11 protein-coding genes are annotated in these 12,951 nt (G+C 50.7%); 6 read left to right on the top strand and 5 right to left on the bottom strand.

Annotated features, from left to right (window positions below):
* The 4 genes from glpE (at position 1) to glpD (ending at position 3,718) form a co-directional block, all read left to right on the top strand.
* On the top strand, positions 1 to 327 hold the full coding sequence (glpE, locus tag ACSBQN_RS16780) for a thiosulfate sulfurtransferase GlpE (RefSeq protein ID WP_024474729.1): 327 nt from the start codon (positions 1 to 3) through the stop codon (positions 325 to 327).
* 14 nt (positions 328 to 341) lie between these two features.
* Positions 342 to 1,175, top strand: a complete 834-nt coding sequence (gene glpG / locus ACSBQN_RS16775) for a rhomboid family intramembrane serine protease GlpG (RefSeq protein WP_024474728.1) — start codon at positions 342 to 344, stop codon at positions 1,173 to 1,175.
* An 83-nt stretch (positions 1,176 to 1,258) separates the two neighbouring features.
* Entirely contained in the window at positions 1,259 to 2,017 is a 759-nt protein-coding gene (locus tag ACSBQN_RS16770) for a DeoR/GlpR family transcriptional regulator (protein WP_004904672.1), read from the top strand.
* Between the two features lie 213 nt (positions 2,018 to 2,230).
* Positions 2,231 to 3,718, top strand: coding sequence for a glycerol-3-phosphate dehydrogenase (glpD, locus tag ACSBQN_RS16765; RefSeq protein ID WP_024474727.1), 1,488 nt, complete (start codon positions 2,231 to 2,233; stop codon positions 3,716 to 3,718).
* A gap of 49 nt (positions 3,719 to 3,767) precedes the next feature.
* Here the strand turns inward: glpD and ACSBQN_RS16760 are convergent, their stop codons facing one another.
* Both ACSBQN_RS16760 and ACSBQN_RS16755 read right to left on the bottom strand, forming a co-directional pair.
* Positions 3,768 to 4,400: a LysE family translocator gene (locus ACSBQN_RS16760; protein ID WP_024474726.1), complete on the bottom strand. Its 633-nt coding sequence runs from the start codon at positions 4,398 to 4,400 to the stop codon at positions 3,768 to 3,770.
* Positions 4,401 to 4,622: 222 nt separating this feature from the next.
* Entirely contained in the window at positions 4,623 to 6,053 is a 1,431-nt protein-coding gene (locus ACSBQN_RS16755) for a DUF4026 domain-containing protein (RefSeq protein ID WP_354633083.1), read from the bottom strand.
* A 347-nt stretch (positions 6,054 to 6,400) separates the two neighbouring features.
* On the opposite strand from ACSBQN_RS16755, the gene ACSBQN_RS16750 reads away from it, so the two are divergent.
* The gene (locus tag ACSBQN_RS16750; protein ID WP_024474724.1) at positions 6,401 to 7,312 is read left to right on the top strand and encodes a DNA-3-methyladenine glycosylase family protein; all 912 of its coding nucleotides are present in this window, start codon (positions 6,401 to 6,403) and stop codon (positions 7,310 to 7,312) included.
* Between the two features lie 43 nt (positions 7,313 to 7,355).
* On the opposite strand, the gene poxB is transcribed toward ACSBQN_RS16750, so the two are convergent.
* Entirely contained in the window at positions 7,356 to 9,077 is a 1,722-nt protein-coding gene (gene poxB / locus ACSBQN_RS16745) for a ubiquinone-dependent pyruvate dehydrogenase (RefSeq protein WP_024474723.1), read from the bottom strand.
* 677 nt (positions 9,078 to 9,754) lie between these two features.
* Between poxB and ACSBQN_RS16740 the strand changes: the two genes are divergently transcribed.
* A complete protein-coding gene (locus ACSBQN_RS16740) occupies positions 9,755 to 10,933 on the top strand; it encodes a M20 metallopeptidase family protein (protein ID WP_024474722.1) in 1,179 nt (392 codons plus the stop codon).
* A 75-nt stretch (positions 10,934 to 11,008) separates the two neighbouring features.
* Here ACSBQN_RS16740 and ACSBQN_RS16735 read toward each other — a convergent pair whose 3' ends face one another.
* A complete protein-coding gene (locus ACSBQN_RS16735) occupies positions 11,009 to 11,986 on the bottom strand; it encodes a LysR substrate-binding domain-containing protein (RefSeq protein ID WP_004237948.1) in 978 nt (325 codons plus the stop codon).
* A 210-nt stretch (positions 11,987 to 12,196) separates the two neighbouring features.
* Complete coding sequence (locus tag ACSBQN_RS16730; protein ID WP_024474721.1) at positions 12,197 to 12,508, bottom strand: helix-turn-helix domain-containing protein; 312 nt, start codon at positions 12,506 to 12,508, stop codon at positions 12,197 to 12,199.
* Positions 12,509 to 12,951 lie beyond the last annotated feature (443 nt).

Raw genomic sequence — 12,951 nt, 5'->3', positions numbered from 1 at the left:
ATGGAACAAATCCGCTTAATCACACCGGATACGGCGTATGAACTCTGGCAGCAGAACGGGGCTGTCCTGGTTGATATCCGTGATCCGCAAAGCTTCCGGGCCGGTCACACTGACGGCGCATTTCACCTGACAAACGACACCGTGAATACCTTCATGGATCAGACAGATTATGATCAGCCGGTTATGGTCATGTGTTACCATGGGCACAGCAGTCAGGGCGCGGCCCAGTATCTGCTTAATGTCGGCTATGAAACGGTATACAGCATCAACGGCGGCTTTGAGGCCTGGCTGCGCAATTACCCGGACACAGTCAGGTCACTTGCTTAACAACGGACAGCTATATGGTTTATCTGATCACCATCGCCAACCCGCGGATTGCCCAGTCATTTATTGATTATATGGCCGCGCGGGATATTGAGCTCACTATGCGTGCCACCCGCGAAGGGCGCGGTGCGGAATTGTGGCTCGACGACGAAAGCAAGCTGGCACAGACACAGGCTGAGCTGGAAACCTTTATGCGTGATCCGATGAACAAACGCTATCTCGCCGCCAGCTGGGAATCCGGTGAAACCGATTCCCCGTTCCGCTATCCGGCCTCTCATGCCTTCAGTAACCTGGTGACCCCGGCCGGACCGCTGACCATCACCATCACCGTACTGTGCGCACTGGTTTTTCTGTGGATGCAGATAAGCGGTACTGACGCAGTGATGGACTATCTGGCCTGGCCGCAGCCTGACCAGCAGGGTGAACTGTGGCGGTGGGTAAGCCCGGTGTTCCTGCATTTCGGCCTGACCCATATTCTGATGAACCTGGCGCTGTGGTGGTATCTCGGCGGTCAGGTGGAAAAACAGCTCGGCAGCGGACGGCTGCTGGTGATCACCCTGATTTCTGCTCTGGTCAGTTGCTGGTCGCAATCCTTTTTCAGCGGCTCATCCTTCGGCGGCCTGTCCGGCGTGGTTTTCGCGCTGATCGCTTATGTCTGGTACACCGGCGCGCGCAATCCGTCCGCCGGTATTTATCTGCCCGCCGCCATGATGGTATTTTCGGTATTATGGCTGGTTATCGGTTACTTTGATTTATTTGGTACAATGCCGATTGCAAACATGGCCCATGCATCCGGTCTCGCGACCGGCCTGCTGATGGCGGTATGGGATAACCGCCGCCGGACGGCCTGAATAATAATGAAAATATGACATCACCGCCGCATATCACGGCACAGACCTGAATATGCGCGGTACTGACCTGACCGGGGGATTTTGTGAAACAAACACAGCGTCATGATGCTATCGTTGAGTTAGTCAGTAAACAGGGCTATGTCAGCACAGAAGAGCTGGTCGAGCACTTTAAGGTCAGTCCGCAGACCATCCGCCGTGACCTCAATGAACTGGCGGAGCAGAATAAAATCCACCGTCACCACGGCGGGGCGGCACAGCCGTCCAGTTCGGTGAATGCCGCCTATCATGAGCGTAAAAGCATGTGGTCGGATGAAAAACGCCGGATTGCCCGCCGTGTCGCGGCGCTGATCCCGGACGGTGCCACACTGTTTATCGATATCGGCACCACACCGGAAGCGGTCGCGCATGAACTGCTGGAACATAAGAATCTGCGCATCGTCACCAATAACCTCAATGTCGCCACCCTGCTGATGGCAAAAGATGATTTCCGGCTGATCCTGGCCGGTGGTGAAGTCCGTTCCCGTGACGGCGGCATTGTCGGTGAGGCCACGCTCGATTTTATCTCTCAGTTCCGTCTGGATTTCGGGATTCTCGGGATCAGCGGTATTGATACTGACGGCTCCCTGCTGGAATTTGATTATCACGAAGTCCGCACCAAACGGGCAATTATTGAAAACTCCCGCTGTGTGATGCTCGTGACCGATCACTCCAAATTCGGCCGCAACGCCATGGTCAACCTCGGTAATATGGGGCTGATTGATTGCCTGTTTACCGACAAACGCCCGCCGGAAAGCATTATCAAAATCCTGGACGAACAACAGGTGCAGCTCGAAGTCTGCTGATTATCTCTGCCCGTGCCACCGCCCGGTGGCGCGGCTTTCCCCTCTTTTCCCTCTGCCGTAATTCATCACTCTTTATATGGATATGATAACAAATTGTTATCCGTGTCACGGAGAACGTTTTTTTATGTCCGGAATGTTGGAATATCGTTCACATTGCACTATTATGAGCGATAACGAACATTAAAGAACAAATGTGGTCATGCGGGAGTGAGGATGGAAACGAAAGATTTGATCGTTATCGGGGGCGGAATCAACGGTGCAGGTATTGCCGCTGATGCAGCCGGACGCGGGCTGTCTGTGCTGATGCTGGAAGCACGGGATCTCGCCTGTGCCACCTCATCGGCCAGCTCAAAACTGATCCACGGCGGATTGCGCTATCTCGAACATTATGAGTTTCGTTTGGTGAGCGAAGCACTGGCTGAACGCGAAGTATTATTAAAAATGGCGCCGCATATCGCCTTCCCGATGCGTTTCCGTCTGCCGCATCAGCCGCACCTGCGCCCGGCGTGGATGATCCGCGCGGGGCTGTTTCTGTATGACCATCTAGGTAAACGCACCACACTGCCGGGCAGCCGCGGCCTGACTTTCAGCACTGCCTCCCCGCTGAAAGCAGAGTTTAAAAAAGGCTTTGAATATTCCGACTGCTGGGTGGACGATGCCCGCCTGGTGGTGCTGAATGCACAGGAAGTCGTACGTCAGGGCGGCGAAGTCCGCACACGGACAAAAGTCACCCGCGCATGGCGCGAAAACGGTTTATGGCAGGTGGAAGCGGAAAATGCCCTGACCGGCGAAACCCTGCGCTGGCAGGCAAAAGGGCTGGTCAACGCCGCCGGACCGTGGGTAAAAACCTTCTTTGATGACGGATTACAGCTCAAATCCCCTTATGGTATCCGTCTTATCAAAGGCAGCCATATTGTGGTACCGCGCGCTCACGACGAGCCGCAGGCCTATATCCTGCAAAATGAAGATCACCGCATTGTGTTTGTTATCCCGTGGATGGATGAATTTTCGATTATCGGCACGACCGATGTGGAATATCACGGCGATCCGGCAGACGTTAAAATCGATGATAACGAAATTAATTATCTGCTGGATGTGTATAACGACCACTTCCGTAAAACCCTGACCCGCGACGATATCCGCTGGACATACTCCGGCGTGCGTCCGCTGTGTGATGATGAATCGGACTCGCCGCAGGCGATCACCCGCGATTACACGCTTGATTTGCATGATGACAACGGACAGGCGCCGCTGTTATCAGTCTTCGGCGGCAAACTCACCACTTACCGCAAGCTGGGTGAACACGCGCTGGATAAACTGGCGGCCTACTATCCGCACGCCGGGAAAGCATGGACAAAACAGGCGGTACTGACCGGTGGTGAACTGAACGGCCGGAGCCGTGACGGCTATGCCCGTGTGCTGACAGAACGCTGGTCATGGCTGCCGAACGGACTGACACTGCGCCTGGCCCGCACCTACGGCAGTCAGACAGAAAAAATTATCGGAGATGCGCAATCCCTCAGCGACCTCGGGCAGTTATTCGGCCATAACCTGTATGAAGCCGAGCTGCGCTATCTGGTACAGCACGAGTGGGTGATCACCGCAGAAGATGCGCTCTGGCGCAGAACCAAACTGGGAATGTGGCTCACACAGGAAGAACAACTGCAGGTGGAGCAGTGGCTCCGCCGGGAAGAGCAATAACGGAAACGAAACAGACCGGCTCACAAAGCCGGTCTGTTTTTTTATCGCATCAGCGCCGGGATTCCAGCGCCATCCGGACAGCCAGCCCGGCCAGTACAGTCCCCATCAGCCAGCGCTGCACCACTTGCCAGAACGGGCGCCCCGTCATAAAGACAGCCACCGAACCCGCCATCAGAATAATCAGTCCGTTAACTGTCAGACTGATCATAATTTGTATTGTTCCGAGCGCCAGAGACTGCACCAGCACACTGCCATGCCCCGGCACAATAAACTGCGGCAGCAGCGATAAATACATCACCGCCACTTTCGGGTTCGCCAGGCTGGTCAGAAACCCCATGGTGAACAGTTTTTTCGGCTTATCTTCCGGTAAATCCCGCACCGAAAATGCAGAGCGTCCGCCCGGTCTGACCGACTGCCACGCCAGCCAGAGCAAATATAATGCTCCCGCGATACGCAGAGCGTCATAGGCGTAAGGAACAGCAAAAAAGAGTGCTGTGATACCAAATGCCGCACTGAGCATATAAAAAATAAATGCCAGGCCGACACCGGCAAGAGAAATATATCCGGCCCGCCTTCCCTGACAGAGGGAACGGGAGATCAGATAAATCATATTAGGGCCGGGCGTTAATACCATTCCCAGTGCAACCAGAGCAAATCCGAGCAATGACGTCAAATCAGGCATAATGCACTCCATGACAGATAATGCATAACAGATTATAAGATAATATATTGTTTTTACAGGATATATAACCAGCCGGAACAGATGATCATTGATTATAGCCGGAACAAAAAAAAAGCAGCAACGATATAATTCAGTATGTATTAATAACGTGGGTTACTGCACAAAATCGCAGGCACAAAAAAAGCGCCTTCATTTCAGCGCTTTTTCCGGGACCGTCTGTTCTCAGTGAACCTGTGACGGGCTGAGCAGCTGATAAATGGTATCCGGGGTATATTTCTCACCGGAAAAATAGATATTCCAGTCAGTCAGCATCTCTGTATTCAGAGGATACACACCGCCCTCTTCCATCTCTTCAACATAAAACGGCTGGTTGATCAGTTTGCCGGTAAACACGTCATTATCCAGTGTTTCCGGGATAAACCACATGTGCTCCAGGTCATCCTCATCCCCGTACGGAATGCCGCATTTGACCATAAACACCCACGGATGCTCATCCTCTTCATCACGGGCTTTTTTACCGAATAATCCGCCGAGCAGACCTTTTTTCGTTTTGACCACCGGCTGCCCGTATTCCGCAAACATCTGGGCAAAATAGTGCCAGCGCAGGCGGGCTTTTACCGCCATTTCATAGGTTTCACTGTTCGGGCGGTAAAACATAATGGCGGCATCGTCGTCGAAACCACGGAAAAATGTCTGTAACACCGGCGAACTCTCGTTTACACGGAACAGCATACAGGACGGATGGTCATGCTGATCGTCGCGATCTCCGCGATCGCCGAGAAATTCATTTTCCGGCATATTATCGTGAGAGTAATCGATCTCTTCGAGAGGTTTCAGCTGGTCGATCGGGGTATTTTTGTTGATCTGGCGGATCCCTTCCTGATACGGCAGCGCCACAATATATTCCAGCTGTTTTTCCGTCTGGCCGCACAGCATTGGCTCATTAAACAGCACTTTACCTTCATTAAGACTCTGCCCGATAAAACTGCGCAGCAGATCAGGAATGCCGTAGTACGCATTAATGGTATGCGGCAGCAGCAGTTCCACTTCCGGGATCCCGCAGCGCAGCAGGCCGTGTGTGTGGAACCAGTACATGGTCGGCGGGGAATTTTCCGTGTCATAGATTGCATGAATGGTATACAGAGATTCAATGTTCAGCTGCACGTCGTTTTCCAGCTGAAAATTGAGCCACTCACGGGTAAAACCGCGCCCGGCTGCCGAGATATCGATACCCAGTAATAAATCCGGCACCAGAATCTGTACCATCTTCAGCTGATACCGGTAACTTCGCAGCACGTCATTCTGTAAAAGGCATTCAACATAAATGTCCTGCTCAGTCTGGTTGACTTCGGCCAGCAGTCCGGCTGACAGCGGATCGGTTGAATAGTAAGGATTGATTTCCAGTTCCGGAGCCCGCGGTGCCAGTGACACCAGAAACAGCAGTTCTTCATCACCGTAATGACAGGTGTAATAAAAGCTGTTCTCATCATGTTCCGCGTATTCAATATCACCCTGTGTGAAAAAGGTTTGTGATGCCAGACGCTCTTCTAACTCTGCCAGGTTGAGCCGCGAGGGAGAGAATGCCACTACCTCCGACGTCATCCTCTTACCTTTACCTTCCGCAACCTCAAGGTAATATTGTTTTATATCCATCGGTAATGCCTTTATCCGCTCTGAGTTGTGCTGCTGTACTGTAATAATTTCCGGCTTAACGCTCCTTCCGGGGAACATGAGAACTTCGGGCGTCAATTATATTCATTGTGGTAACAATAACCTCCGCTTTTGTCCCGGTTATGCAAAACGGACAACGGCAAAAAATGAATATGCTGAAATTAAACTCATTTGTTCATACGTATAAGTACCACATTTTGTATGCGGAGTTCATTCAGAATAATCCACCTATTATTCTGTAAATATACATTTTGACCAAAATCGTACGTCCGGGAGCAAAAACGGCTATAATCCGGTCAATTGCCCGCCCTGTTCTGAGGTATGAAAAGTTGAATAATAACAAAAAGTTAACGATTACTGTTCCGTTACCTGAGCCCTATCATACAGCGGATTTTCTCGCATTTCATTTACGTGATAATCACCATGTGGCCGAAGAGGTCACGGAAAACCGGGTGATGAAAGGGATTTGCCTGCACAGCCATCCTGCGTTACTGACGCTGGAAATCAGTTCAGGAGAAGCACGTGTCACCCTCAGTACTGACGGTCCCGGCCCCCTGCCGGAAGACGAAGCCCGTATGCATTATCTTGCCCGGCATATGCTCGGTCTGATCCAGCCGGTTGAGGAGTTCGAGACACAGTATCATAATCACCCGCTGGCCGGTCCCCTTATCCGGCAACAGAAAGGGCTGCGGATCTACCAATCCGCCACACCGTTTGAAGCCATTAACTGGGCGATTATCGGGCAGCAAATCAGTGTTCAGGCCGCGATTTCCATCCGCCGCCGCCTGATTCAGCATATCGGCCTGCGCCACTCCTCCGGGCTGTGGTGCTACCCGGATGCGGCACATATTTTACAGACCGACTTTGACGGGCTGCGCAGCTGCGGTTTTTCTGTCGGTAAAGCCAATGCCCTGCTGGCACTGAGTGAGCAACTGGAAAGCGGAGCGCTGGTGCTGCCGGATGTGGTCACACCGGAGAATGCCGACGCGGTTTCCGCCTCACTGACGGCGATTAAAGGTATCGGCACCTGGACGGTCAGCTATGCCCTGCTGCGCGGCTTTAACTATCTGAACGGCTCACTGCACGGAGATGTTGCGGTGCGGCGTAATCTGCAGCGCCTGCTGGCGCGGGATGAAAAAATAACGGCGGATGAAACGCAGGAATGGCTGGCGGATTTCGCTCCGTGGCGGGCCCTGATGGCCGCCCACCTGTGGCGGCTGGAGTCCGCCGCCGGGTACTGAACAAAAAAATGCCGCAAATGCGGCATTTTTTCTCTCTGCTGACTCAGCGCAGCCAGTTGGTTTTCGCCAGCTCCACAATCTCATCACCGCGCCCGTTGATAATCGCGCGCAGCATATACAGACTGAAGCCTTTGGCCTGCTCAAACTTAATTTCCGGCGGCATGGCCAGTTCCTGTTTGGCCGTCACCACATCCACCAGAACCGGGCCGTCATGGGCAAATGCGGTTTTCAGTGCATCATCCAGTGACTCGCTGTCTTCAACACGGATCCCTTTGATCCCCATGGCATTGGCCATCGCGGCAAAATCCGGATTGTGAAGATCGGTGCCGTCAGTCAGATAACCGCCCGCTTTCATCTCCATCGCCACAAAGCCCAGCACGCTGTTGTTAAAGATGACGATTTTCACCGGCAGCTGCATCTGCGCCAGGGAAATGAAATCCCCCATCAGCATACTGAACCCGCCGTCACCGCACATCGCCACCACCTGGCGTTTACGGTCATGCGCCTGAGCACCGATAGCCTGCGCCATAGCATTCGCCATCGAGCCGTGGTTAAAGGAGCCAATCAGCCGCCGTTTGCCGTTCATGGTGAGATAACGCGCCGCCCAGACCGTCGGGGTGCCCACATCACAGGTGAATACCGTATCATCATCCGCCAGCTCACTGATTTTCTTCACCAGATACTGCGGGTGGATCAGTTCCCGTTTGCTGGCGGTTGCCAGTGCATCGAGGTCACTGCGGGCGGTCTGATAGTGTTTCAGCGCCGCATCCAGATGGGTGCGATCCTCTTTGGCCTGTAAGCGCGGCTGAATAGCGTTGAGTGTGGCTTTGATATCCCCGATAACCGCCATATCCACCGCGCAGTGCGCGCCGAGGCTGCCCGGGTTGATATCCACCTGAATAATTTTTGCTTTGGCCGGATAAAACGCGCGGTACGGGAAGTGCGTACCGAGCAGCACCAGGGTATCCGCATTTTCCATCGCATAATATCCGGAGGAGAAACCGATAAGCCCGGTCATCCCGACGCTGTACGGGTTATCATACTCAATATGCTCTTTTCCGCGCAGTGCATGCACCACCGGTGCTTTCAGGGTTTCCGCCAGTTTGATAACTTCATCATGTGCCCCGGCACATCCGGCTCCGCACATCAGTGTGATGTTTTTCGCGCCGTTAAGGGCATCCGCCAGTTTCACCAGCTCATCCCGCTGCGGCATCACCAGCGGCAGAGACGGCTCATACCAGACATTGCGGGCCGATTCCGGTGCCGGTCTTAATGCCACATCCCCCGGAATGACCACCACGGCCACGCCGCGCTCCAGAATCGCCTTGCGCATGGCAATACCCAGCACCTGCTGGATCTGCTCCGGATTGGAAACCAGCTCACAATAGACGCTGCACTCACGGAACAGCTCCTGCGGATGGGTTTCCTGGAAGTAATGGCTGCCGATTTCGCCGGAAGGAATATGTGCGGCAATTGCCAGCACCGGCACGCGGTTGCGCTGACAATCAAATAATCCGTTGATTAAGTGGAGGTTACCCGGCCCGCAGGAACCGGCGCACACCGCCAGTTTACCGGTCAGATGGGCCTCCGCCCCGGCGGCAAACGCGGCCACTTCCTCATGCCGGGTGCCCATCCATTCAATGCTGCCCAGTTTACGTAAGCTGTCACTTAACCCGTTCAGTGAGTCTCCGGTGACACCCCAGATACGGTTGATTCCTGCATCCGCCAACATTTTTGCGATATAACCCGCTACAGTCTGCTTCATCGTAAATCTTCCCTCATACTGGTGATAAATCTGATTCGCAATAAGATGCCGCACAGAACAATACCAGCCTGCTCTGTGTGTTTATCCTGTCATTTCAGTGTAGCCCGGGCTCGCCGCAGATAAAACCACCAGTAATAAGGGAAATTTTCAGCACTAATTCAGGATATTGCCGGAGATCCGGCGGAATAATACAAAAATGGCTGCAAGGATATATAAATACACTTTTCTTAATTTCTGTTTAATAATATTAATATTATTGTTGTTTCGGGTGACGAATTTATATTTCACACAGAATAAACATAAAAAACCGGGAAATCAGATCTTATATAACACATTGATATTTATAAATAAAATAATATAACTTTATCACGGTGATATTATTTTTTACCGATATCATCCTTATTATTCATGCACCATGAAATACTGATATGATATAAACACGATCTCCGTCACGCTCACTTTTTTAATACTGACGTTAAAATCCTTCCTGCAAATAATAACGAAAACAGCTGCTGACAGAAACCCGCCGGTTCCGGAAGGCAGACTTTTTTTCGTAAAAATAAAATGTACTCATGTTGCGCCGGCGCTGTGGTATGACCGGTTTCCGGTCATACCCGCGCTTACATCAGGGATTCTTTATCAGCACACAAACCGGTTTCAGTTACGGGGTAAATGTAATGACCAATAAATACAATGTCAGTGAAAAACTCTTTGCGCTTGAGGCGTTCAGCAAGAAAACGCGCCAGGATTTACATAAAATCCCTGAGCTGTCCGGTGAAGAATATAAAACCTCAAAATACTGCCGCGAGCTGATGGAAAGCTTCGGCTACACCATCCGTCAGTTTGAGGGATATACCGGCTTTACCGCTGAACTGACCGTTAATCCGGCATACCGCCTGATTGCTTACCGCACCGACATCGACGGCCTGGAAATGCCGGACATGACCTGCAACGAGCACAGCTCCGTACACGAAGGCTGCGCCCACAACTGTGGTCACGACACCCATATGACCATCGCGCTGACTGCGGCAAAATACCTCAGCGAACACCGCGATGAACTGACACACAATGTCCGTTTTGTCTTCCAGATGGCGGAAGAAGATATGCGTGTGCCGGGTGCGGATAAAATGGTGGAAATGGGCTGCATGGACGGCGTGGATGAAGTCTACGGGCTGCACAACGACGCTGCGATTGAAACCGGCTGCATCCGTTTTAATGCAGGTGTGATGTCCTCTTACGGCTCCGCCTGGACGCTGGACGTACACGGTGTTTCCGCGCACGGCTCCACGCCGCACAAAGGGCTGGATGCTATCCGCGAAGCCACCCGTATCATTGATTACATGGATTATATCGTCGCCAAGAAAACTGATCCTTTCAGCCCGGCTGTTTTCGGCTGCGGTATGATCAACGGCGGTACCATTCCGAATGCGCTGGCTGATTATGTGCAGGCACGCGGTACCATCCGTTCTATGGATGAAGAAACCGATAAAATCTTAAAAGCCAGCTTTAAAGAGATCGTTGCCCGCAGTGAAGCCGGTGGGTTTAAAACCACACTGGAAGCCTGCGGTTACCCGGCCGTAATTAACCATCCGCAGGCAGCGGAAGTCATTAAAAACGCGGCAGCCGCCTTCTTACCGGCTGAAAATATTGACTCAAACGGTAAACCGATGACCGGCAGTGAAGATTTCAGCTATATGATTAATGCCACCAAAGATAAATTAGGTGCCATGTATTTCCTCGGCAGCGGTAACAAAGCCAAAGGAATTAATAACTATCTGCATGCCAATCCGTATTTTGTTGATGACGATTGCCTGCTGATCGGTGCGCAAATCTTTATTAATATTGCCACCCGATAAGAAAGATTACACACAGCAAACACAAAGCCCGGTAACTGATGTTACCGGGCTTTTTTATCAGAAATACAGAATAAATCAGAGTTCCGGCAATGCGCGGTAAAGCCGGTCACGGGCTTTGGGATCAACCGGCAGCCACTGTTCCGGCTGGTGAATATAATTCAGGTCAAGATGCGGCGCATAACAGGAAATAAAGTCATACATATAATCCTTCAGATGTGTATGACGGCTGATACAAATATGGGTATAGCTCGGTTTCACCAGGTTACCGATATTAATACAGCGCAGTGAATCGCTGTCTTCCGCCGGATCAAACGCCACGGTGGAAATAACACCGACACCCGCTCCGCGCTTCACATAGAATTTAATAATTTCCGTATCGACCGCGGTTAATACCACATTCGGCGTCAGGTGGTTCTGATAAAATACCTGATCCAGCTTGGAACGGCCGGTGAATCCGAATACATAGGTGATCAGCGGATAATGAGCCAGCTCCTGAATCGTCAGCTGCTCATTCTGTGCCAGCGGGTGATCGTGCGGCACAATCGCACTGCGGGACCACTGATAGCACGGCAGCGTCAGTAAATCGTCATACAGATGCAGGGATTCGGTGGCGATTGCAAAATCCACATCCCCGTTTTTCACCATTTCCGCCAGCTGTGCCGGCGCTCCCTGATGGAAATGCAGCGAAATATTCGGATAGCGCGCATTAAAGCGTTCAATCACTTTCGGTAATTTATAACGGATTTGCGTGTGGGTGGTGGCAATACGGAGATTCTGTTTTGTCGTGGTATCTTCGTGTGATACCAGACTTTTAATTTTATCAAACTGCGCCAGAATATCGCAGGCAACACGATGAACTTCCTCACCAATCGGACTGAGCGATAATAAGTTATTATTTTTCCGGTTGAATAAAGAAACGTTCAGTTCATCTTCAAGAATTTTAAGCTGCTTGCTCACTGTCGGCTGCGAGGTATACAGCTTCTCGGCGGCATTCGTGATATTAAAGTCACTCCTGACCACCTCAACAAAACTTTTGAGCTGATTAATGTTCATTGCTTATTTATCCAGTTATAAAACGGATTAAAAATATTAAAATTATTAATAAACAGGGTTATAAGAGTAATACAACATGCTGTGTGTCAGAATGATAGCACAAGGCGGGTGATGAAGAAATAAACACGTCCCGCAAAAAGCGGTATCCGTTATTAGCAGGCTAATAACGGATTTTTGAGATGAGATTCAGTATCACTCAATATCACGAAATTACATCAGTTCAGATTCGACCGGCAAAATAACGGTTTCTGCTTTCCAGGATTCCCGTTCATTTCCACTGTCGCGTTTACTCCGGCCTTCAATCTCGGTGAAGAACCAGCCAACCGGCACTTCAAAGATATCCGCAATACGGACTAAACAATCCACATCAACACGGTTTACACCACGTTCATAACGTGACATCTGCTGCTGACTGATTTCAATCATTTCAGCCAGTCTTGCTGCAGTAATGCCGTGATCTTTCCGTAACACCTGAATTTTTTGCCCGACGGCGCGTGCTATCGAGTTTTTTGCTTTGGTCATGTCGCTATCCCTCACATATGGCTGTGATAACCATCAGATTCCTCTCTGATGACTAACAAAAATATGCGTTTATTAAAGAAAGTGGACCAATTGATATTCACAAAGTTTTACTCTTTGTTGTTGTTTTAACTGCCGCATGTATGTACTTATGCAAACCAGCCTCGTACACATGTTGAAACACATATTACATATTCATTTACCAAATTGAAACCTGCCACTCAGACACCTAACGAATTGTAAAAAAAAGAATTATTCGGTGTCCGAAAGAGTGATAACCCTATGTATTATAGTATATTTACCTTTTCTTTCACCCCCGTACAAGGTATAAACCACTAAAAATAAAATGGCTCATTAGTGGTATAAAATAGTAATTATTTAGCTTTAATAGAGTAACAAACCACAATTGAATGGAAAAAAAACGATATATCTTGAAACATTTATAT

The organism is Morganella sp. B601, from assembly GCF_051172335.1.
Lineage (GTDB): Bacteria > Pseudomonadota > Gammaproteobacteria > Enterobacterales > Enterobacteriaceae > Morganella > Morganella morganii.
This window is presented reverse-complemented; position numbering and strand designations above follow the sequence as displayed.